The 19,766-nt window shown below is 47.2% G+C and carries 23 protein-coding genes and 8 pseudogenes; 18 read left to right on the top strand and 13 right to left on the bottom strand.

Annotation, left to right across the window (positions count from 1 at the left end; all coding sequences use genetic code 11):
* Positions 1–132 precede the first annotated feature (132 nt).
* A complete protein-coding gene (locus tag ACQGXV_RS13245; RefSeq protein ID WP_440866621.1) occupies positions 133–429 on the bottom strand; it encodes a hypothetical protein in 297 nt (98 codons plus the stop codon).
* Between the two features lie 1,015 nt (positions 430–1,444).
* Between ACQGXV_RS13245 and ACQGXV_RS13250 the strand changes: the two are divergent.
* The 3 genes and pseudogenes from ACQGXV_RS13250 to ACQGXV_RS13260 all read left to right on the top strand — a co-directional run.
* Positions 1,445–1,546: pseudogene (locus ACQGXV_RS13250) on the top strand (IS5/IS1182 family transposase); the annotation flags it as partial.
* 488 nt (positions 1,547–2,034) lie between these two features.
* Positions 2,035–2,808 carry a Rha family transcriptional regulator gene (locus ACQGXV_RS13255; protein WP_440866622.1) on the top strand — a complete coding sequence of 258 codons (774 nt, stop codon included), beginning with the start codon at positions 2,035–2,037 and terminating at the stop codon, positions 2,806–2,808.
* 67 nt (positions 2,809–2,875) lie between these two features.
* On the top strand, positions 2,876–3,643 hold the full coding sequence (locus ACQGXV_RS13260; RefSeq protein ID WP_440866623.1) for an antA/AntB antirepressor family protein: 768 nt from the start codon (positions 2,876–2,878) through the stop codon (positions 3,641–3,643).
* On the opposite strand, the gene ACQGXV_RS13265 is transcribed toward ACQGXV_RS13260, so the two are convergent.
* Entirely contained in the window at positions 3,644–3,817 is a 174-nt protein-coding gene (locus tag ACQGXV_RS13265; protein ID WP_440866624.1) for a hypothetical protein, read from the bottom strand.
* 95 nt (positions 3,818–3,912) lie between these two features.
* On the opposite strand from ACQGXV_RS13265, the gene ACQGXV_RS13270 reads away from it, so the two are divergent.
* The 4 genes from ACQGXV_RS13270 (at position 3,913) to ACQGXV_RS13285 (ending at position 5,134) form a co-directional block, all read left to right on the top strand.
* Positions 3,913–4,122: a ParE family toxin-like protein gene (locus ACQGXV_RS13270; RefSeq protein ID WP_440866625.1), complete on the top strand. Its 210-nt coding sequence runs from the start codon at positions 3,913–3,915 to the stop codon at positions 4,120–4,122.
* Between the two features lie 14 nt (positions 4,123–4,136).
* The gene (locus ACQGXV_RS13275; protein ID WP_440863006.1) at positions 4,137–4,298 is read left to right on the top strand and encodes a protease FtsH-inhibitory lysogeny factor CIII; all 162 of its coding nucleotides are present in this window, start codon (positions 4,137–4,139) and stop codon (positions 4,296–4,298) included.
* 118 nt (positions 4,299–4,416) lie between these two features.
* The gene (locus tag ACQGXV_RS13280; RefSeq protein ID WP_440867411.1) at positions 4,417–4,656 is read left to right on the top strand and encodes an excisionase; all 240 of its coding nucleotides are present in this window, start codon (positions 4,417–4,419) and stop codon (positions 4,654–4,656) included.
* The gene (locus tag ACQGXV_RS13285) at positions 4,634–5,134 is read left to right on the top strand and encodes a phage integrase Arm DNA-binding domain-containing protein (protein ID WP_440866626.1); all 501 of its coding nucleotides are present in this window, start codon (positions 4,634–4,636) and stop codon (positions 5,132–5,134) included. The genes ACQGXV_RS13280 and ACQGXV_RS13285 overlap by 23 nt, the downstream gene beginning before the upstream one ends.
* Here the strand turns inward: ACQGXV_RS13285 and ACQGXV_RS13290 are convergent.
* Positions 5,038–5,511: pseudogene (locus ACQGXV_RS13290) on the bottom strand (IS630 family transposase); the annotation flags it as partial. The gene ACQGXV_RS13285 and the pseudogene ACQGXV_RS13290 sit on opposite strands and share 97 nt — an antisense overlap.
* Positions 5,435–5,800, bottom strand: coding sequence for an IS630 transposase-related protein (locus ACQGXV_RS13295; RefSeq protein WP_440862584.1), 366 nt, complete (start codon positions 5,798–5,800; stop codon positions 5,435–5,437). The pseudogene ACQGXV_RS13290 and the gene ACQGXV_RS13295, both read right to left, overlap by 77 nt.
* 18 nt (positions 5,801–5,818) lie before the next feature.
* Between ACQGXV_RS13295 and ACQGXV_RS13300 the strand changes: the two genes are divergently transcribed.
* Both ACQGXV_RS13300 and ACQGXV_RS13305 read left to right on the top strand, forming a co-directional pair.
* On the top strand, positions 5,819–6,583 hold the full coding sequence (locus ACQGXV_RS13300; protein WP_440867412.1) for a tyrosine-type recombinase/integrase: 765 nt from the start codon (positions 5,819–5,821) through the stop codon (positions 6,581–6,583).
* A gap of 315 nt (positions 6,584–6,898) precedes the next feature.
* Positions 6,899–7,855, top strand: a complete 957-nt coding sequence (locus ACQGXV_RS13305; RefSeq protein WP_440866627.1) for an Rpn family recombination-promoting nuclease/putative transposase — start codon at positions 6,899–6,901, stop codon at positions 7,853–7,855.
* Here ACQGXV_RS13305 and ACQGXV_RS13310 read toward each other — a convergent pair.
* Both ACQGXV_RS13310 and ACQGXV_RS13315 read right to left on the bottom strand, forming a co-directional pair.
* On the bottom strand, positions 7,839–8,498 hold the full coding sequence (locus ACQGXV_RS13310; RefSeq protein WP_440866628.1) for a tail fiber assembly protein: 660 nt from the start codon (positions 8,496–8,498) through the stop codon (positions 7,839–7,841). The two genes, ACQGXV_RS13305 and ACQGXV_RS13310, sit on opposite strands and share 17 nt — an antisense overlap.
* A 130-nt stretch (positions 8,499–8,628) precedes the next feature.
* Entirely contained in the window at positions 8,629–8,892 is a 264-nt protein-coding gene (locus ACQGXV_RS13315; protein WP_440866629.1) for a phage tail protein, read from the bottom strand.
* Between the two features lie 712 nt (positions 8,893–9,604).
* Between ACQGXV_RS13315 and ACQGXV_RS13320 the strand changes: the two genes are divergently transcribed.
* Positions 9,605–9,760 carry a hypothetical protein gene (locus ACQGXV_RS13320; RefSeq protein ID WP_440866630.1) on the top strand — a complete coding sequence of 52 codons (156 nt, stop codon included), beginning with the start codon at positions 9,605–9,607 and terminating at the stop codon, positions 9,758–9,760.
* Positions 9,729–9,989, top strand: coding sequence for a hypothetical protein (locus ACQGXV_RS13325; protein ID WP_440866631.1), 261 nt, complete (start codon positions 9,729–9,731; stop codon positions 9,987–9,989). Before ACQGXV_RS13320 ends, ACQGXV_RS13325 begins: the two co-directional genes overlap by 32 nt.
* A gap of 146 nt (positions 9,990–10,135) precedes the next feature.
* On the opposite strand, the gene ACQGXV_RS13330 is transcribed toward ACQGXV_RS13325, so the two are convergent.
* Entirely contained in the window at positions 10,136–10,834 is a 699-nt protein-coding gene (locus ACQGXV_RS13330) for a transposase family protein (protein WP_440866632.1), read from the bottom strand.
* A gap of 86 nt (positions 10,835–10,920) precedes the next feature.
* Here ACQGXV_RS13330 and ACQGXV_RS13335 point away from each other — a divergent pair.
* Both ACQGXV_RS13335 and ACQGXV_RS13340 read left to right on the top strand, forming a co-directional pair.
* Positions 10,921–11,760, top strand: a pseudogene (locus ACQGXV_RS13335) (IS3 family transposase); the annotation flags it as partial.
* Positions 11,757–12,235, top strand: a pseudogene (locus tag ACQGXV_RS13340) (IS5 family transposase); the annotation flags it as partial. The pseudogenes ACQGXV_RS13335 and ACQGXV_RS13340, both read left to right, overlap by 4 nt.
* A 199-nt stretch (positions 12,236–12,434) precedes the next feature.
* Here ACQGXV_RS13340 and dcuR read toward each other — a convergent pair.
* The 5 genes and pseudogenes from dcuR to ACQGXV_RS13365 form a co-directional block, all read right to left on the bottom strand.
* Positions 12,435–13,157, bottom strand: coding sequence for a two-component system response regulator DcuR (dcuR, locus tag ACQGXV_RS13345; protein WP_440866633.1), 723 nt, complete (start codon positions 13,155–13,157; stop codon positions 12,435–12,437).
* 2 nt (positions 13,158–13,159) lie between these two features.
* Positions 13,160–14,764, bottom strand: coding sequence for a sensor histidine kinase (locus tag ACQGXV_RS13350; protein WP_440867413.1), 1,605 nt, complete (start codon positions 14,762–14,764; stop codon positions 13,160–13,162).
* A 113-nt stretch (positions 14,765–14,877) separates the two neighbouring features.
* Positions 14,878–15,123: pseudogene (locus ACQGXV_RS13355) on the bottom strand (anion permease); the annotation flags it as partial.
* A 183-nt stretch (positions 15,124–15,306) separates the two neighbouring features.
* A pseudogene (locus ACQGXV_RS13360) lies at positions 15,307–15,558 on the bottom strand (anion permease); the annotation flags it as partial.
* Between the two features lie 4 nt (positions 15,559–15,562).
* A pseudogene (locus ACQGXV_RS13365) lies at positions 15,563–16,279 on the bottom strand (IS3 family transposase); the annotation flags it as partial.
* Positions 16,280–16,315: 36 nt separating this feature from the next.
* Here ACQGXV_RS13365 and ACQGXV_RS13370 point away from each other — a divergent pair.
* The 4 genes from ACQGXV_RS13370 to ACQGXV_RS13385 all read left to right on the top strand — a co-directional run bounded on the left by ACQGXV_RS13370 (position 16,316) and on the right by ACQGXV_RS13385 (position 18,203).
* On the top strand, positions 16,316–16,681 hold the full coding sequence (locus ACQGXV_RS13370; RefSeq protein WP_440862584.1) for an IS630 transposase-related protein: 366 nt from the start codon (positions 16,316–16,318) through the stop codon (positions 16,679–16,681).
* A 25-nt stretch (positions 16,682–16,706) separates the two neighbouring features.
* Positions 16,707–17,024 carry a transposase gene (locus tag ACQGXV_RS13375; RefSeq protein WP_440867414.1) on the top strand — a complete coding sequence of 106 codons (318 nt, stop codon included), beginning with the start codon at positions 16,707–16,709 and terminating at the stop codon, positions 17,022–17,024.
* 65 nt (positions 17,025–17,089) lie between these two features.
* On the top strand, positions 17,090–18,013 hold the full coding sequence (locus ACQGXV_RS13380; protein ID WP_440863224.1) for an IS5 family transposase: 924 nt from the start codon (positions 17,090–17,092) through the stop codon (positions 18,011–18,013).
* 61 nt (positions 18,014–18,074) lie between these two features.
* Positions 18,075–18,203: a transposase gene (locus tag ACQGXV_RS13385; protein WP_440862618.1), complete on the top strand. Its 129-nt coding sequence runs from the start codon at positions 18,075–18,077 to the stop codon at positions 18,201–18,203.
* A gap of 126 nt (positions 18,204–18,329) precedes the next feature.
* On the opposite strand, the pseudogene ACQGXV_RS13390 reads toward ACQGXV_RS13385, so the two are convergent.
* Positions 18,330–18,455, bottom strand: a pseudogene (locus ACQGXV_RS13390) (hypothetical protein); the annotation flags it as partial.
* 61 nt (positions 18,456–18,516) lie between these two features.
* Between ACQGXV_RS13390 and ACQGXV_RS13395 the strand changes: the two are divergent.
* Positions 18,517–19,728, top strand: coding sequence for an IS256 family transposase (locus tag ACQGXV_RS13395; RefSeq protein ID WP_440862551.1), 1,212 nt, complete (start codon positions 18,517–18,519; stop codon positions 19,726–19,728).
* Positions 19,729–19,766: the final 38 nt, after the last annotated feature.

A 19,766-nucleotide genomic window follows, 5' to 3' on the forward strand; every position in this document is an offset into this window, starting at 1 on the left:
ATAACACTTCAACAACTAAGTTTTCCAGCCGTAATGCTTTTTATTGTGCTAACTACTTGATTTGTCGTTCTAACAAAATACAGTCTCTGTACATGCATTCTACCTAAAGAAGATGTAAATCAAACGGTTAAATTATTCAACAAAGCCGATAATTTGACGTTTTTTTTCTCGGGCCTTAAATATTGAAAGCCTTTCCCGGATCCTTGCAATCAACCAAGTCCATCTCTTATGCGCTGCATTAGCTCTATATTTCCAATCATCGCTACCTCCTATAGATGAAGTCAATTGCTCCTCAATTCCAGCTAATGCTCGTTGAGCAATAGAGAGTGCGTAAAGATGCTCTTCTCGATTAACCAAAGCCTCTAAATTTATATGCCCGTCTTCTGTATAAAAGTTTTCTGGTACTACATCGGAAAAATCATGTTTCATTGTTAATTTCCTTCGTAAAGAACCTGCCGGATAAATATTAGTAAGGTTCTGCTGTGGTTATCGCATTTTGATGCGCGTTGGATTTACTGCATAAAAAGGCCCGGATTAACCGAGCCTCATTGTTTTGTTGATTTATTTTTCAAGCCGATCAAGTATAATCGCTACGCGATTGCATCAATCCTCAGCCTTGCCACTTCTTCATAGAGTTGCGCCGTGTCAGTGGTGGCGTGACTCTTCGATTTCCCGAATGCTTTGCTTATCGGCGGGCTTTGTTCAATAATTTAAGATACTGATTTATATAAGCATTATAAAATTTCAACGACTAATTTTTCCTCTCGGAATGCTTTTTATTGTGCTAACTATTTGATTTGTCGTTCTAACAAAATACATTCTCTGTAAATGCATTCTAACTAAAGAAGATGTATAGCCAAGCGACATTATTTTGATAACAGCCAGCTATGCTTCTTTGCCGCATATCAGGGCATAGGATGTAATCATTTTTAAGTCGGTTGGCTATAAATCAAACGGTTAAATTATTCAACAAAGCCGATTAAAATGCTTATCGCTCCGGGATGTATCACCACGCTCTGGATGTGCCTTTGTTGAATAATAGGGAATCGGCTTTGTTGAATAATTTAAGATACTGATTTATATAAGCATTATAAAATTTCAACGACTAATTTTTCCTCTCGGAATGCTTTTTATTGTGCTAACTATTTGATTTGTCGTTCTAACAAAATACATTCTCTGTAAATGCATTCTAACTAAAGAAGATGTAAATCAAACGGTTAAATTATTCAACAAAGCCTAGGGAATCATGCTGTTTTGACATGCCTGTTTTGGTCAAAGATGTTTTTCACCTTTGCGTGCTCCTTCCAATTCTGACTTTAACCTACTGATTTTACATTAGGGGCGTCCGACGTCTGTGTAGGTTCGCAGCGGCTTTGTTGAATAAATCGAACTTTTAGGTGATTGGCCGCTCTGATCACTACAGTCATTTCAGTATCGGGTTCCCATGGCAAAGCAAACGTTTAAAATCACCAACTGGTCCGTCTACAAAAATGCTCTCAGGCAGCGCGGTGCATTGACAGTCTGGTTTCAAGCGCCTGCAATTGCTCGGACTCGCTGAGCGCAAGTCACGTCCCAGCAGCAAGCATCCCGACAGAGAAAAGCTGTTCTGGTCGCTAACGGAGAAAGGTTTGCAGTTTGGTAAGAACCTGACTGACCCGAATAATCCGCGCCAGACACAGCCACACTTCTACGACAGCCTGTTTCCACGTCTCTTAGGCGTCATGATGAACGGTGTAGCGGCATAAACCACCCCATTGACGCAAGGATAACCCATGCGCTATAGTCACGCTGCATCTGCAAATTCAGGTGCCGGGTGTAGCAACTCGACGATACAACCGCGACAGAATGACACGCCGCGAGCGTGTTTTTTTATGTCGCACATTTAGGCGCATCAGATCAATGGTGGGCTGGATGGGGCAACCGAAAGGTTGGCCGGTTGGTTGTATCCGGTATTGCTACCCCCGTTCAGTTCACCACCAGTAGGCGTAGCAACTTCGGTGGTGGATAGTTTAAATACAACCATCGGAGGCTACTATGGCTCTTCCAGCATTAGCGGAAAATCGTCACACTGAAGAACCTCGCGTATTTATCAACAATGGTAAAGCCCTGACCACATCCAAAGACGTCGCTGAATACTTTGGCAAGCGCCATGAACGTGTTCTGGATAAAATTCGTAACTTAGATTGTTCGTCAAAATTCACTGAACACAATTTTGTGCCGAGTGAATATACCGACAGCACAGGCCGCAAACTCCCAATGTATACCATGACAAAAGACGGCTTCGTCTTCCTCGTCATGGGCTTCACGGGCAAAAAGGCAGCAGCGTTCAAGGAAGCTTACATCGCGGAGTTTAACCGCATGGAGGCTGAGCTTTATGCGATACCGAAATACAAACCCCAAACCGCCGAACTGTTCAACGATGATGATACCCGTTGCCTGACCCATCTGGTCTGGAGCATGGCTAACGGCTTTCATTTTGACCGGGCATGGACACAGGCCATCTGGTATGCCCTGCGCCGTGTAACCGGCGTCCCCTCCCCTCAGCACTTCGAAATCCGGCAACTCCCACTGCTGGCCGAAGAGTGCCGCCGTATCTACAGCATTACCAACACGCTCAAGGGTGCCATCTTCGACGCTGAGAAGCAGACGATACGCCGCGTTCTGCGTCACCGTGAAGATGAAGCTATCGTACTGGGCGAAATGCAACAGATGCTTGAAGAGAGCACGCAGCAGCATTACGGCGTCATGACCCACGCGCTCGAAAAATGGCAACAGGCGAACGTTAACCAGTTCCTGCAACGCCACTAATCCAGTAATCCCGCCCCGTTATCGTGCCGGGGTTCCATTAATCACATTAACTTGTGAGGACCTTACTATGTCTAAAGAACATGAACTGATCACTATCGAAACTAATAGCATCAATGGCGAAACCATCAAGACGGTGAATGCCCGTGACCTGCATGAGTTCCTGAAGGTCGGCAAAGACTTCTCCAACTGGATTAAAGACCGCATCAAGCAGTACGAATTTGTCGAAAATCAGGACTACGTAATTGTTGATAATTTGAGCTCGCCAAAATCGGCGAGTGCAAAATCTCGCCAACGCCCAATGAAAGATTACTACATCAGCATCGACATGGCGAAAGAGCTTTCGATGGTTGAGCGCAACGAGAAAGGCAAGGAGGCACGTCAGTACTTTATCCAGTGTGAGAAGCGCATCAAGTCCCTGCCTGCCGATCCCGTTCAGATGCTCAATGACCCAGCGGCCATGCGTGGCATCCTGCTTACCTACACCGAAAAGGTTATCGCCCTCGAAAGCAAAGTTGAGGAGATGGCCCCAGACGTGAAAGCCCTGCACCGCATCGCCAAATCTGACGGCGGCATGTGCATCACCAACGCCGCCAAGGAGTTACAGGTACGCCCCAAAGATCTGTTCGCTTTCCTCCGTGAGCGTGGCTGGATTTATCGCCGTATCGGCATCAAGAACTGGATAGCCTACCAGAGCAAAATCCAGTCAGGCTACCTCGAGCATAAAATATCACTTATCCCCTGTGACGACGGCACCGACAAAATTCGCGAGCAGGTGCTGGTGACACCGAAGGGACTGGCGAAGCTGTCTCAAGCGTTCTGCCTCGAACCGGCGTAATTATAGCCAAGCGACATTATTTTGATAACAGCCAGCTATGCTTCTTTGCCGCATATCAGGGCATAGGATGTAATCATTTTTAAGTCGGTTGGCTATAAATGTCCTTTCACCGCCCCGGTAATACACCGGGGTTACATTTTCTTCATCGTTTTTACTGACGAGGACTTTACGCATGCAAAATTTAACCATTGCACAAACATTAACCATGTCCAGCCGCGAGATTGCGGAGCTGACAGAAAAGCGCCATCCAGATGTAAGAGGGGCCACAAATGAAACCTAAAATACCTAACAGGATAAGAGAGCGGGAGAAGTTATTTAAGCGCTTATACCGTGAAGGACTTATCCATGCAAGACGCATACGACGAACCGGTTATTTATCAATACGGCTCTCCCTCTACTGGCGCATGTTATCCAAAGATAATGGCCTGAGTTGGAAGACCATGAGCCATGCAAAATACGACACCCAAATAACACAATAAAAACAGGAACTCCCATGAATTATGCATTCGCGGGTCATGCTGCCCTCATGGGGAGCTATCACCCGGAAGAAACCCAATTGGATAAAATTGTAAAATGGCTGAGAAACGGATACCGAAAGCTTATCGATATCCTTGAACAGCAAGGCAAGCCTCTACGACCTGCATCAGTACGTTAACCAAGGCTGTTACAGCCTGAAATCACCTGCATCACCGCATTTCTTAGATTGGTCATTCCCCCACCTGCTCGCCGTCATGACGAACGGCGCAGCGGCTTAATTTTAGCAGAGGTCAATGATGGCATACATCACCTTATCCGAGTGGAATCGGCGGCAACCCCGTCCGCGTTGTATGGAAACCGTCAGGCGATTGGTCAGGAGCGGAATGATTTTTCCCGCACCGATACGAGATGGGCGCGAGTATCTGTTTGACGAAAATGCCTGCAAGCTCACCCAGAATAAAAACCTTAGCTCATCAAGTTACCTTCATCCCACCCTGTTATCGAGGATAAGACATGGCACGCCGGAGAAGCCATAAGAACCGCGACTTGCCGCCAAACCTGCAACCGCGCAATGGCGGCTATTTTTGCTACCGTGACCCGCGCACCGGGAAAGAATACGGCCTGGGCCGCCATCGTCAGATAGCCATTACACAAGCCATCGCCGCCAATATGGCAATTTATGGCTCATCAAAACCCTCACCGCTCGTTGACCGCATCAACGGCACACAGGTGACTACAGTGAGTGAATGGACTGAGCGTTATATGACGGTACTCGAGGGACGGAAACTCAAACCGAAAACGATGAGCGAGTACAATAAATACCTGAAAGCCGTTATAGCCAAGCGACTTAATTTTGATTACACCATATGGACTGAGAACAAACTCTCTGTATCGCAACCCATCTCTCTTTTTTTGCTTTTTGCTTGTGCCCATTTATGCTCAATTGGGTTAAGATCTGGCGAATATGTAGGCAAATACTCCACCATATACCCTGCATCGATGATGACTTGTTGAATATTATGTTTTTTGTGAAAAGTGGCATTGTCCATCATGATTACACTGTTTTTAGGGAGTACTGGGATAAGGACTTGTGTGACCCAGGCATAGAAAACATCGCTGTTAATATTGATATCAAATAATCCGATAGCAAACAGCGTTGTGCCTAATAAAGCGCCGATAACATTTGTTCTTCCCCTAGCTCCCCAGTTCTTCAGGCCAAAACACCGTTGACCTTTTGGGGAATAGCCGTGAGTCCGTGGGGCATCGTGTGAAAAACCACTTTCATCAATAAAAACAATAGGCTTACCTTCTTTTTCATACTGTTGTTTTTTTTGTTGAAATCCCTGCCGGGCGTTTTCGTCGGCTTTCGGATGACGTAGAGTTTTTTTTATAGGTCAATCCCAGCTTTTTAAGCGCTTGCCAAATGGCCTTCTGACAAACGCCAAAACGCTCTGCACGTTCTTTTTGGTAAGCATCTGGATATTGTTCAACATCTTTTATCAACTCGGATTTATCGATCTTTCGCTGACGCGTGGTCGATGCTTTTGACTCTATTTGATTAATCCAACGCGATACAGAGGCAGGGCCAATCCGAAATTGCTTCGCTGTTTCTCGGATACTCAACCCTTCGTTTTTCCGTGTAGATATCACTTTACGTCTAAAATCAATTGAATAGCTCATTTAAATAATGTAATCAAAATTAAGTCGTTTAGCTATAACGCCCATTTAGGCGAATTTGCTCTTCAGAAAGTAGAAACCAAAGACATTGCCTCGTTCCTTAATCAGTGGGTAAAAGCAGGGAAAGTGACAATGGCGAACTGCATAAGAGCGTTGTTACGTGACCTGTTTCGTGAAGCGATTGCGGAGGGGTTACTCAAAAGCAATCCAGCCGAAGCTACGCGCAACCAGCGTGTAGAAATTCAACGTGAGCGCATAACGCTGGATGAGTGGAGGCTTATACGCAAGGCAGCGGATACATTACCCGCCTGGGTTGGGCCCTGCCTTGACCTTGCTTTAGTCACCGGTCAACGTTTAGGGGATATACAGGCACTACGCTGGGAGGATATCAAAGACGGACGTCTTTACATTAAGCAGGCGAAAACAGGCACGATGCTTGCGTTCTCCGAGGCAACCCGCATCGACTGCCTCAATTTATGCCTTGCTGATGTATTGAACCAGTTTAGGGGATTAAACAACGGGGTAGCACATATCGTCGCAGACGCCAAATACAAGCAATTTGCCGCAAAAACGATATCTGCCGCTTTTTTGAAGGCGCGTCGTATATCAGGATTAATATGGGAACGTAACCCTCCCTCATTTCATGAAATCAGAAGCCTGGCTGCAAGACTCTACACCGATGAGAAAGGGGAAGAATATGCACAAAAATTGTTAGGTCACAAAAGCTCTACCATGACAGATAGGTACCGCGATGTCCGGGGGGCTGAATGGAAGCAGATTGAATAATTTCGATCGAATTTCGAGTAATTTCGATCTATACCCTATAACTTATTGAATAATAATCTGGGTATTTTTATGGCGCTATGGCATGCACAGCAGAGCAAAAGAACATAAAAACTATTAATATCAATGCATTGACTGAATTTATCGTTCAAAAAATAGGCAACAAAACACAACAAAGCACGACAATACACAACATTTTTATCAATACGTTACCGTCCATTTCGACTTGCCAACTACGCCAGAATCGCCCAGATTTGACAGACTTGAAGGAGGGGATTTCGATGGCGTAGCCTAACCTGAGCAAGGTATACTGCGCCAATGACAACATCCTCACTCTCACAACACGATTCGCTGTTCAAAAAGTTTCTCGGCGATATCGCTGTGGCACGAGACTTTTTGGAAATCCATCTGCCGCCCCACCTGCGTGAACGCTGCGACTTCAGTACGTTGGCAATGGAGTCGGGCAGCTTTATCGAAGACGACCTGCGCACCCAGTGTTCGGATATGCCCTATTCCGTGCAGACGAATGCGGGGAAAGGCTACATTTATACACTCATCGAGCACCAGAGCAGGCCAGAAAAGCTCATGGCATTCAGGCTGCTACGGTACAGTGTGGCAGCCATGCAGCGGCACCTTGAGCAAGGTAACGAGACCTTACCCGTGGTCATCCCGCTCATGTTCTACCACGGCACCACGTCGCCCTACCCCTACAGCACCCAATGGCTCGATTGCTTTGCTGACCCTGAACTGGCAGAATCAGTCTATACGCAGGCATTCCCGCTCGTTGATATCACCGCTGTGCCGGATGATGAAATCCTGACGCATAGGCGGGTGGCGTTGCTAGAGTTAGTACAGAAGCACATCAAAACGCGCGATATGCTGGAACTGGCAGCCGATATCGCCCGCCTACTCAATCTATGGGCGATACCTAAAGAGCAGTTTCGTAGCCTGATGTACTATATTGTAGGTCGAGGTGAAACCTCAGACACCAGACAGTTTTTGCACACCATCGCGGTACAGACACAAGATTATCAGGAGGATGTCATGACGATTGCAGAACAGCTACGGCAGGAAGGGCGCCAAGAAGGCATCCACCTCGGTCGCCAAGAAGGTCGCCAAGAAGGTCGCCAAGAAGGTCGCCAAGAAGGCGAGCATAGCGCCTCGCTCAAAATTGCAAGGCAACTTCTTGCTGATGGTGTAGGAAAATCAGCCATCAAGCGCTATACCGGCCTGTCCGATGATGAACTGGCTTCCCTGTTCAACCACGGGCATTAATCCCCGCCTTTTCCGCGTCCGGCGGCTCAGGCCAGTTTATAGCCGCCGCTTTGCTTATATCCAGCCGATTAAGCAGCACGCGGTATTTCTTCCACGCAACAAGTTGCGCCCTTTCTGTCTCCGTGGCCATATCGAGGTCTACCGCATCCTGAAGTGGCTGAATACGCGTATTCGCCACGGTAAGACGTGAGGTTAACGCCTGTTGTGCCTCCTGCTGCGCAGCTCGTGATTCAGCCGCTTGCTGGGCTTGCGTGTCTGTCACCCATTTTTTCCCGTTCCACACATCAAATTCGGTTTGTGGTTTCAGTAACGTGAGGTTATCCGGCAGTTCGCCGAATTGGGTGACAATCTGTTCCTGCCGTGTTTCGGTACTGTAAACTGTCTGGCCGTGATTATCCTCCACGTGCTCCCATGACTTGCCATCTGCCGCGCGACATAGCGCTTGCCCAACAGGCGGTAACTCTGGCTTATCGGGGTAACTGTGGGCTGGAAGGCCTACATCGAACATGAGGTATTCCATGCTGGCGCTTTGGTATTCGCGCGTGACCGGGTGCGCTTGATAAACAGTGATCCAACCCGCCTTTTTGCTGAGGCCGTTTGCGCCTAATTCGGCATTTTCAATATCAGTTGAATAGGTGCTCATTATGCTGCTCTCACTATGTAGTTAAAGGCGATGTTGCGTGGGCGGGTTTCGGTAGCGGTTCGCGTTTGGCGTGATGAATCAAAAACAGCACGGGCACCCGTATTCGTGCGACTTGATGTCGCGTCGTAATTCACCGGTGCTGAACTATCGATGTATAAAGCACCTGTCGGGGGATAATTGACGCCAGGGTCAGCCGTTTGGTCATCAAGCGTCCATCATCCCACCCACGAATAAACTCACCGCGCAGGTCAGGTAAATGACCGGATGGGTAGAGCTCCGCGAGAATGGGGTAAGCCGTTTTGTTAAATGCCTGTCCGTTGCATTTCAGCCAACCAGCTGGCGCAACGGCGCCGGGGTAAGGCAGTGGAATGCCTGCAATCTCACGGATGGACAATGCGCATATTGAGTCTGGTGTTAATGCAGGGCTTTCAGGCGTCTTCCATAAGCCGTTTGCGTCGGCTACAGCGTTATTCCGGCTTTGTTGAATAATTTAACCGTTTGATTTACATCTTCTTTAGTTAGAATGCATTTACAGAGAATGTATTTTGTTAGAACGACAAATCAAATAGTTAGCACAATAAAAAGCATTCCGAGAGGAAAAATTAGTCGTTGAAATTTTATAATGCTTATATAAATCAGTATCTTAAATTATTCAACAAAGCCCGTTATTCCCTGAAACAAGAACGGTTCCAGTGGCTGTGGTAGGAAAACTTATATAAGTTCGTCCTGTTGTCGATGATAATGACGGGTCACGAAATATTCTTAAAACTCCGCCGTTATTGGTTATTCTAAACGTTCGCCCAATCGTTCCGGTTGCAACGTTTGAATCATCCAATATCACGTTACTATTACTTGCCGTTATTATTGGCGATGTTGTAAACGTTTTTTGCCCGGATATTGTTTGCGTAGTATCAAGCGTTGCCGGGTTTGCGAGGTTTTTATCAGTCCACAAATAGTGATCTCTTGTATTACTACCCGATGCATTGCCGCCTGATATTTTTACTCCGTCCTGATTACCATATCCAACTGACAGAACGCCCCATGTATCAACAGACCTAAATAAAAGGCTTGCGCCATAGGGCTGTGTATATTTTGTATTTAAAGTATTGCGAAAAACACGCGATCCATTATTTATATTTCTGGCCCATGATATAGCCAACCGACTTAAAAATGATTACATCCTATGCCCTGATATGCGGCAAAGAAGCATAGCTGGCTGTTATCAAAATAATGTCGCTTGGCTATATGAAATCCGCCTCTGATTTTTCAAAATCCTCGCCCCGACCTCCCCAACCCCAAGCCCCATTTATCAATAGCGAGCCTGCTGTTGCGTCAAACGGTTCTGTTTGCTTAACCCCGGTTACCTTCTCATTGATATTTTGCAGCAAATACGACAGCGTGCCCGCGGTCATTATGTTGGCAACGAGATCATTGGCAGACCAGATGCGCGCAACGCTACCTTCGGCTTTGTTGAATAATTTAACCGTTTGATTTACATCTTCTTTAGTTAGAATGCATTTACAGAGAATGTATTTTGTTAGAACGACAAATCAAATAGTTAGCACAATAAAAAGCATTCCGAGAGGAAAAATTAGTCGTTGAAATTTTATAATGCTTATATAAATCAGTATCTTAAATTATTCAACAAAGCCGATTTGTGTATTAGGATGCTGTTTATCTATACCTTGAAAACCGGTATCTGCCCAGATGGTTACCTCAGGAGGAATATGGCGAATTATATCGACTTTATCGAGTAAGCGTTTATCGTGACGGTGCCCATTTTTGCTCATGGGGATACATCCAATTTGCCTTGTTTCGTCAGTCATAATAAGCCCTTTTCGAGTGGTCTGTCTTTTCTTTCCCGAATACATTTTTTTTCGCCGACGCAGATTCTTAGGCTTTTGGACAGGTCGCTCTGTCCCATCAATAAAGACGTCTTTAACTCCAGGAAAGGCGCGAAAAAATTCCTCAGCAGAGCGAATTTGACGAGCGGGCAAAACACATTCTCGCCCCAAAGTCATCTCTAAAACCGGCAATAATATTTTTACCCAGCGACATACCCGTGTTCTATCTAAACCCAAAAGAAGTCCTTGCAAATCATAGGTCGGATAACATTTTAAATACAATAAAATAAAAAGCAGTTTATCTAATGGGGTTGGGATAAATCCTTTCTGCCCTGCACCCATCTGCCGCTCGTGATCTTTTCGATTCTTTTTCCGATAAATCAAATCACAAGCTGAAAATTCAGCGGCTAAATTTTTCAATTCTTCGACTGATAATCCAATGATTGCTTTACATAAACGATTATCTCGTAACAACCGCTCTTTGTTGATCATTTCAAACCTTTATTCTCTAAGTTAAACCTCTTTTTATTCTCAATAGCCTGACAAAAAATGCAAGTCTCTATTCAGCAACTAGTTTAGTGAAAGCGTTGTGTCGTATTTTTAATGTTCACCGAAGCAGTTATCGCTATTGGTTTCGACCTAAGGAGCCAGATATTGAGCGGACGATAAAACGTAGCCTGGTCAGCGAAGCGTGGAACGTTAGTGGCGGGTCTGCGGGCGCAAGGACTATCGCCACGATGGTTACCAATACACACGACGTGAAACTTGGGCGGTGGTTAGCGGGTAAGTTGATGAAAGAATTAACCCTCGTTAGTTGCCAAACAAGAAAACATCAATACAACCGCGGTGGAAATGAACGTATTGATATTCCAAATCTGCTCAATAGGCAGTTCGCTGTTACCAAGCCTGACCAGGTTTGGTGCGGCGATGTAACCTATATTTGGACAGGCGACCGATGGGCGTATCTGGCGGTGGTATTAGATTTATTTGCCCGAAAACCCGTGGGTTGGGCAATGTCGTTTTCGCCAGATTCAGAATTAACAGCCAAAGCACTACAAATGGCTTGGGAACTGCGTGGGCATCCCAAACAAGTCATGTTTCATAGTGACCAAGGAAGCCATTACACCAGTCGTGAGTATAGGCAGGCATTGTGGCGTTATCAGATGACCCAAAGTATGAGTCGCAGAGGAAATTGTTGGGATAATAGTCCGATGGAGCGATTCTTCCGTAGTCTGAAGACTGAATGGGTGCCAACGACTGGCTACCAAAGCTTTAGTACTGCTCAATCATCCATTATTCGCTACATAACCCATTATTATAGCGATGTCAGACCTCACTGGTATAACGGTGGGTTAACACCAAATGAATCAGAACGGCTGTTCCATCAACAGTCAGGTAGGGTGGCCAAATTTAGTTGACCACTACACCGCTGACAGGCTCAAAAAAACAGGACGGAATCCCACAGACCGGGGGAAACAGGGTGTAAAGCGTAGCCTGATGACCGATGCGAACGGGCTTCCCCTCTCTCTGGTTGTCTCAGGGGCAAATACCCACGACATAAAGCTGGTTGCTGATACTCTCGACGCCCTTCAGACGGGCAGACCCGGCAGAAAGCTCCGCCTCTGTCTAGACAAAGGCTATGAAGCCGGATAGCTGGAGGCCTGTCTGAAAAGTCGTCGTTACGAACCTCATATCCAGTCAGGGAAAGAGGAGTCGGAAGCCATCAAAAACAAGGATTTTAAAGCTCACCGCTGGGTAGTGGAGAGAACGCACAGCTGGATGAATCGCTTTCGTCGGGTTCTGACTCGCTGGGAGAAGAAAGTCGAAAATTATGAGGCGATGCTGCATTTTACCTGCGGCATCATTGTCTCGAATAAAATCCTATTGGGATAGGTTCTTAGCATCATCGGCGATTATTTATTTATAGAAAATACTTCTTTATTGAGCCTTGATTGAAATATAAAAAGAGGAAAATGCTGTGTGGAGATACCAATAACAAACCGATGATAATGCGTGAATAAAATAGAAAGAACAGGATGGTATCAACATCGCGCTATCGTCTACACGATAGCGCGAGGAGAGAAGCAGCACACTACTCGCAATACTGGCGCAGTGAGTCTTGTTTCTCGGGCAGCAGGCGGTAAAGGTATACAGGGCGGCCGGTCGATCCGTAGAGGATATTGGTGGCAAGAATATTAGTATCAGCGAGATATATTAGATACTTACGGCAAGATACGCGAGAGATTCCAATCGCGTTCGCCAGCATTTCCGTGGAAAACTCAGCCCCTTGGTTGCCTTCAATCCATTCGCAGACGGTGCGTAGCGTCAGGCTGGTCAGCCCTTTCGGCAGTTTTTTACGCTCGCCGGCCACGCCGCCGCTGGTGCGACGAATCAGGCTATCAATATCCGACTGAGCAACAAATTCTCGATGTTCCAGTTCTCTCGCTTCTTCGCGGTAGGCAGTCAGCGCCTGCTCAAAGCGAGAGAACTGGAACGGTTTGAGCAGGTAATCGACTACGCCGTAATGCAGTGCTTTCTTGATGGTATACACATCACTGGCGGAGGAGATGATAATCACGTCCGTTTGTTCGCTGAACTCACGAATGGTCGGCAGCAGATCCAACCCGTTATCCTGCTGCATATAGATATCGAGCAGCACCAGATCGATCTCGGAATCGGGTTGCATCAGTAAATTTCGCGCCTGCTGTAAGGTTGGCATCGTTGCGTAACAGTTGAAACCGGGCACCTGGCTCAGATAGGAACGGTTAAGTTCTGCAACCATGGCATCGTCATCAACAATCAGTACATTTATCATGGTTAAACAGCCTTGGCTTGATAAGGGATATTCACGAAAAACTGGGTATACACCTCAGCTTTCGACTCAAAATCGATACTGCCGCCCACTTTTTCCAGGCTTTGCTTGGTCAGGTAAAGACCGATTCCGCGCCCGGATCCCTTGGTGGAGAATCCTTGTTCATAAATACGGTGCTGATTTTCCAGCGTAATACCCGGGCCATCATCGCCCACTATGCAGTGCAAGCGCCCATCCTGATGATGGAAACTCACGCTGATTTCTCCGTTTTCCATGTTACTCATTGCATCCATGGCATTCTCAATCAGGTTGCCCAAAACGATGATCAACTCATTGGTGGCATCCATATCGTCGGTTTCGGGCAACAGGCTCTCTTCGGTTATTGACAGCTGTATGCCGAGATCGCGCGCCCGGTTGATTTTACCCAGTAAGAACCCGGCAATCACTGGCGATTTCACCTTGCGAATAATCGAGCCAATTTCTGCCTGATAGTTGTTCGCCGTTTTTAAAATATAGTCTTCCAACTGCGAATAGTATTTCAAATGCAGCATGCCCAAAATCACATGCAGCTTGTTCATAAACTCGTGGGACTGTGCCCGTAACGCATCGGCGTAATAGGACATCCCCGTCAAGCGCTGCAACAACTGGCCAATTTCAGTCTTGTCGCGGAACGTGGCGATAGCACCAATCACGTTACCTTTCACCGTCACTGGCACGGTATTGGTTAGCAGCAAGTTGCCGTTGATATTGATCTCTTCATCACGCTGAGCGATACCACTTTCCAGCACTTGCCTGAGGCGAAGGTGCTCCATCCACTGCTCGCTGATGGTTTCTGCCGACGCATTGGCCGCCATATTGCCTTGTCGGAACAGCCTGCGCGCTTCATCGTTAATCACCGTAATACGGCCGCTGTCATCCACGGCAACCACCCCTTCCTTGATCTGTTTCAGCATAGCGTTGCGCTGCTCAAACAGATTGGAAATCTCATAGGGTTCAAACCCCAGCATGATGCGCTTGTGGATTTTCACCAGCACCAGTGTGCCGAGTCCGCCAACCAATGCACCGGCCAGCAGCGCCCAGGGGATCATCCAACGGTTTTCACTGATCACTTTCTGCACGCTGGTCAGCGCAATGCCTAACGCCACAACGCCGACCTGCTTGCCATCATTATTAAAAACCGGTGTAAACACCCGCAACGCCGGGTCTAGCGTGCCGCGGTTGATCGAAGTATTTTCCAGCCCAAACAGCGCAGGGTAAATGTCGCGCCCGGCAAAATGTTCACCGATGCGCTCGCGTTCCGGGTGGGTCTGACGCACCGTGTCCATGTCGGTCACGGTGACAAACAGCAGCTGATTGCGGTGAGTGATGGTCTCAGCGGCGCGCTGCACCGCTTCGGGGTTACCCAACCCTTGCAACTCATCAATCACCACCGGGGAAGCGGCAAAGGTGCGCGCGATGGCAAACGCCTTGTCGCGTAGGCTGTCTTCGGAGAGTTGGTTAATGCGGAAAAACAGCAGAGCATAGACCACCAGCAACACCGCGCCTAGCACGACAGAGACCATCAAAAAAACGGATGTTCCCAGCTTCATCGGTGCTTTTGTCCTGCTCATGTCTTGCTCCGGAATCACCTTGGATATCCTTATCTTAATCTGTTTTGCCGTATTTATCGTCCTGCGTTATTGCCCCGCGTTACTGGGCAACGAAAATCGCAGTCTGACGGGGATTACCAGAATCCCAATACCTTCCACCACATGCCGCCAATACCCAGCCAGATAGGAATCACGACCAGGCTGATCAAGAAGCCAATTTTCCACCAGGTTGACAGCGGCATATAACCACATCCAAACAGGATCGGTGCCGGGCCGCTTGAATAGTGCGTGGTGGACATGAACAGGTTACTGAAGATACCAAATGCCAGCACGGTCAACATCGGCGGTGCGCCTGCCGCTAAGGCAATGGAAACAAAGATGGGCTTTGTTGAATAATTTAAGATACTGATTTATATAAGCATTATAAAATTTCAACGACTAATTTTTCCTCTCGGAATGCTTTTTATTGTGCTAACTATTTGATTTGTCGTTCTAACAAAATACATTCTCTGTAAATGCATTCTAACTAAAGAAGATGTAAATCAAACGGTTAAATTATTCAACAAAGCCACAAAGATGGCATACATGGCGCTGATATGGGCAATCGCACTCGCCATCAGGTAGTGGCTGTAGTAGTAAACCAGCAGCAAGATGCCAAGCATCGGTAACCAGTGGAACCCGCTGACAGCGTTGCCTGCCAGTTGGCCTAACCAGGCAATCAGCCCCATCTTGTTCAGTTGCCCTGCCAGCGTCATCAGCACGGCGAACCATACCACGGTGTGCCAGGCTTCTTTCTCGCCGACCACGTCATTGTAGTGGTCAACTAAATTTGGCCACCCTACCTGACTGTTGATGGAACAGCCGTTCTGATTCATTTGGTGTTAACCCACCGTTATACCAGTGAGGTCTGACATCGCTATAATAATGGGTTATGTAGCGAATAATGGATGATTGAGCAGTACTAAAGCTTTGGTAGCCAGTCGTTGGCACCCATTCAGTCTTCAGACTACGGAAGAATCGCTCCATCGGACTATTATCCCAACAATTTCCTCTGCGACTCATACTTTGGGTCATCTGATAACGCCACAATGCCTGCCTATACTGACGACTGGTGTAATGGCTTCCTTGGTCACTATGAAACATGACTTGTTTGGGATGCCCACGCAGTTCCCAAGCCATTTGTAGTGCTTTGGCTGTTAATTCTGAATCTGGCGAAAACGACATTGCCCAACCCACGGGTTTTCGGGCAAATAAATCTAATACCACCGCCAGATACGCCCATCGGTCGCCTGTCCAAATATAGGTTACATCGCCGCACCAAACCTGGTCAGGCTTGGTAACAGCGAACTGCCTATTGAGCAGATTTGGAATATCAATACGTTCATTTCCACCGCGGTTGTATTGATGTTTTCTTGTTTGGCAACTAACGAGGGTTAATTCTTTCATCAACTTACCCGCTAACCACCGCCCAAGTTTCACGTCGTGTGTATTGGTAACCATCGTGGTGATAGTCCTTGCGCCCGCAGACCCGCCACTATAGCTAAACGACTTAATTTTGATTACATTATTTAAATGAGCTATTCAATTGATTTTAGACGTAAAGTGATATCTACACGGAAAAACGAAGGGTTGAGTATCCGAGAAACAGCGAAGCAATTTCGGATTGGCCCTGCCTCTGTATCGCGTTGGATTAATCAAATAGAGTCAAAAGCATCGACCACGCGTCAGCGAAAGATCGATAAATCCGAGTTGATAAAAGATGTTGAACAATATCCAGATGCTTACCAAAAAGAACGTGCAGAGCGTTTTGGCGTTTGTCAGAAGGCCATTTGGCAAGCGCTTAAAAAGCTGGGATTGACCTATAAAAAAAACTCTACGTCATCCGAAAGCCGACGAAAACGCCCGGCAGGGATTTCAACAAAAAAAACAACAGTATGAAAAAGAAGGTAAACCTATTGTTTTTATTGATGAAAGTGGTTTTTCACACGATGCCCCACGGACTCACGGCTATTCCCCAAAAGGTCAACGGTGTTTTGGCCTGAAGAACTGGGGAGCTAGGGGAAGAACAAATGTTATCGGCGCTTTATTAGGCACAACGCTGTTTGCTATCGGATTATTTGATATCAATATTAACAGCGATGTTTTCTATGCCTGGGTCACACAAGTCCTTATCCCAGTACTCCCTAAAAACAGTGTAATCATGATGGACAATGCCATTTTTCACAAAAAACATAATATTCAACAAGTCATCATCGATGCAGGGTATATGGGGCTTTGTTGAATAAATCGAACTTTCAGGGGATCGCCGGATCAAAGCACTATCATCGCTCCCGATAGCAGCTCCCCATGGCAAAGCAAAAGTTTAAAATCACCAACTGGCCCACCTACAACAAAGCACTCAGACAACGCGGCTCCCTGACGGTCTGGCTTGATGAGTCGGCCATCGCTGCATGGACTGACAGTGCTTCGCCTGAAGGTCGTGGTCGGCCGCTTTACTACACCGATATGGCTGTTACCACGGTTTTGATGATAAAGCGCGTGTTTAACCTGTCGCTCCGGGCATTACAGGGCTTTGTCGACTCGGTTTTTACACTGATGAGCCTGCCACTGCGCTGCCCGGACTACTCTCTGGTCAGTCGGCGGGCAAAAACCGTCAGTATCAGCATAAAAACGCCAACGCGTGGTGAAATCTCGCATCTGGTCATCGACAGTACCGGTCTGAAGGTCTTTGGCGAAGGTGAATGGAAAGTCAGGCAGCATGGGGCTGACAGACGAAGAGTGTGGCGCAAGCTTCATCTGGCAGCAGACAGTGCGACGCATGAGATTATCTGTGCCGACTTATCGCTCAGCGGAACGACAGATGCGCAGGCACTGCCGGGCCTGATTAACCAAACCCACCGAAAAATCAGGGAAGTGTCAGCAGACGGTGCTTATGACGCCCGTTACTGCCACGATGCGTTGCTAAGAAAGAAAATCAGGCCCCTTATCCCGCCGCGAAGCGGAGCCAAATACTGGCCGGACAAGTACCATGAACGTAACCATGCGGTGGCGAATCAGCGTCTGAGCGGGAGTAATGATATGTGGAAAAAGAAAGTGGGTTATCACCGGCGTTCAGTGGCAGAAACAGCGATGTTCCGCATAAAAACTTTGCTGGGTGGCCATCTGAGCCTGCGTGACTATGAGGCTCAAGTAGGTGAAGCCATAGCGATGGTCAAAGCGCTGAACCGTATGACGTTGTTGGGTATGCCACACAGCGTCAGGATAGGATAACAGGTGTAGCAGAGGGAGTCATCCTGTCGGCTAATTCTGATTTATTCAACAAAGCCGGTATATGGTGGAGTATTTGCCTACATATTCGCCAGATCTTAACCCAATTGAGCATAAATGGGCACAAGCAAAAAGCAAAAAAAGAGAGATGGGTTGCGATACAGAGAGTTTGTTCTCAGTCCATATGGTGTAATCAAAATTAAGTCGCTTGGCTATACAACCTAGACAGGCATCATGCCGCTAACGGGGATCTGTCTCCGGTGCGTTATGAACAAATGGCTGAGAAAAAAGTGTCCTGATTTACTTGACCAGTGCATTATTCTTCTGCTTTGTGCTGCTGGCGCGTCACCAGCTTATTGCAACCGTAGAAATAGCACAGGCGATGACAAAACGGGATATGGACATAAAGCGACAACGGTCGCTCTGGGTAACGTGCTATCGCCTGGGAGACTGTAAAATAATCTGTGTAAATGGCATTTTGAGGAAAACCTTCAAAGGATAACAAAATGCCTATCAGCAACGAACTTATTGACCAACTGCTTCAAGATTGTCACTCCCCTCAGGATCTGCTGGGTGAATCAGGCCTACTCAAGGTGCTGACTAAAAGACTGGCGGAACGGGTTCTTGAAGCTGAGATGGAGATGCACCTTGGGTATGCTAAGCATGACCCGGCTGGTAATCATTCAGGCAACTCACGCAATGGCAAGACATCCAAGAGCGTACGTAGCCAAAATGGGGAGATCGAGCTCGATATTCCGCGCGACCGCAACAGTACCTTCGAGCCGACACTGATCGGTAAGCACGAAAAACAGCTTAACGGCTTCGATGACCGCATTATTTCTCTCTATTCCAGAGGGTTATCAACCCGTGATATTCAGGCACACTTTAAAGAAGTCTACGGGGTCGATGTTTCCGCTGGCTTCATTTCTCAAGTGACCAATGCTGTGATGGATGAAGTTAAGCGCTGGCAGCAACGGCCGCTGGATGCGCTTTATCCCATTGTTTACCTTGACTGTATTGTTGTCAAAAGCCAGGACGGCGGAGCCGTGGCCAACAAGTCTGTTTATCTGGCCCTCGGCGTCAACGGCCAGGGCGAAAAAGAGCTGCTGGGGCTATGGATAGCCAAAACTGAGGGGGCCAAGTTCTGGTTATCTGTGATGACAGAACTGAAAAATCGTGGGCTAAAGGACATCTTCGTCGCCTGCTGCGATGGCCTGAAAGGCTTTCCTGATGCCATTGAAGCTGTTTACCCGCATACGCGGGTACAGCTCTGCATTGTGCATCAGGTGCGGAACTCGCTGCGCTACGTCGGCTGGAAAGAGCGTAAGGCCGTTGCTGCTGACCTGCGCACCATCTATAGTTCCGCAACGCTAGAGGGCGCTGAAGAGGCCCTGGATGCCTTCGCGGCCAAATGGGATGAACAGTTCCCGACGATCAGCCCGTCGTGGAGAAATAATTGGGAACGTCTCATCGTCATTTTTGACTTTCCGCCGGAGATCCGCAAGGTTATCTACACCACCAACGCGATAGAGTCGTTAAATGCTTCATTGCGCAAGATAACGAAAACGCGACGAATATTTCCAACGGATGACTCGGTGATAAAATTACTCTATCTAGCCTTGCATAATATCTCTGCTAAATGGACCTTGCCAATCAGAGACTGGAAACCTGCTATGAGCCAATTCATGTTGATGTATGGAGAACGAATCTCCGGTTAAGCAATGGAGCCATTTACACAAAATTCTTTACAGACTCT

The organism is Symbiopectobacterium purcellii (assembly GCF_052050035.1).
Classification (GTDB): Bacteria; Pseudomonadota; Gammaproteobacteria; order Enterobacterales; family Enterobacteriaceae; genus Symbiopectobacterium; species Symbiopectobacterium purcellii_A.

Excerpts from the sequence above, each read along its gene's own strand:
- dcuR (WP_440866633.1), bottom strand. The coding sequence starts at position 13,157 with ATGATAAATGTACTGATTGTTGATGACGATGCCATGGTTGCAGAACTT.
- ACQGXV_RS13330 (WP_440866632.1), bottom strand. The coding sequence starts at position 10,834 with ATGATCAACAAAGAGCGGTTGTTACGAGATAATCGTTTATGTAAAGCA.
- ACQGXV_RS13265 (WP_440866624.1), bottom strand. The coding sequence starts at position 3,817 with ATGCGTAAAGTCCTCGTCAGTAAAAACGATGAAGAAAATGTAACCCCG.
- ACQGXV_RS13380 (WP_440863224.1), top strand. The coding sequence starts at position 17,090 with ATGGCAAAGCAAAAGTTTAAAATCACCAACTGGCCCACCTACAACAAA.
- ACQGXV_RS13270 (WP_440866625.1), top strand. The coding sequence starts at position 3,913 with ATGAAACCTAAAATACCTAACAGGATAAGAGAGCGGGAGAAGTTATTT.
- ACQGXV_RS13295 (WP_440862584.1), bottom strand. The coding sequence starts at position 5,800 with ATGAGCTATTCAATTGATTTTAGACGTAAAGTGATATCTACACGGAAA.
- ACQGXV_RS13275 (WP_440863006.1), top strand. The coding sequence starts at position 4,137 with ATGAATTATGCATTCGCGGGTCATGCTGCCCTCATGGGGAGCTATCAC.
- ACQGXV_RS13305 (WP_440866627.1), top strand. The coding sequence starts at position 6,899 with ATGACAACATCCTCACTCTCACAACACGATTCGCTGTTCAAAAAGTTT.
- ACQGXV_RS13350 (WP_440867413.1), bottom strand. The coding sequence starts at position 14,764 with ATGAGCAGGACAAAAGCACCGATGAAGCTGGGAACATCCGTTTTTTTG.
- ACQGXV_RS13285 (WP_440866626.1), top strand. The coding sequence starts at position 4,634 with ATGGCACGCCGGAGAAGCCATAAGAACCGCGACTTGCCGCCAAACCTG.
- ACQGXV_RS13245 (WP_440866621.1), bottom strand. The coding sequence starts at position 429 with ATGAAACATGATTTTTCCGATGTAGTACCAGAAAACTTTTATACAGAA.
- ACQGXV_RS13370 (WP_440862584.1), top strand. The coding sequence starts at position 16,316 with ATGAGCTATTCAATTGATTTTAGACGTAAAGTGATATCTACACGGAAA.
- ACQGXV_RS13385 (WP_440862618.1), top strand. The coding sequence starts at position 18,075 with ATGGTGGAGTATTTGCCTACATATTCGCCAGATCTTAACCCAATTGAG.
- ACQGXV_RS13260 (WP_440866623.1), top strand. The coding sequence starts at position 2,876 with ATGTCTAAAGAACATGAACTGATCACTATCGAAACTAATAGCATCAAT.
- ACQGXV_RS13395 (WP_440862551.1), top strand. The coding sequence starts at position 18,517 with ATGCCTATCAGCAACGAACTTATTGACCAACTGCTTCAAGATTGTCAC.
- ACQGXV_RS13280 (WP_440867411.1), top strand. The coding sequence starts at position 4,417 with ATGGCATACATCACCTTATCCGAGTGGAATCGGCGGCAACCCCGTCCG.
- ACQGXV_RS13325 (WP_440866631.1), top strand. The coding sequence starts at position 9,729 with ATGTCGCTTGGCTATATGAAATCCGCCTCTGATTTTTCAAAATCCTCG.
- ACQGXV_RS13255 (WP_440866622.1), top strand. The coding sequence starts at position 2,035 with ATGGCTCTTCCAGCATTAGCGGAAAATCGTCACACTGAAGAACCTCGC.
- ACQGXV_RS13310 (WP_440866628.1), bottom strand. The coding sequence starts at position 8,498 with ATGAGCACCTATTCAACTGATATTGAAAATGCCGAATTAGGCGCAAAC.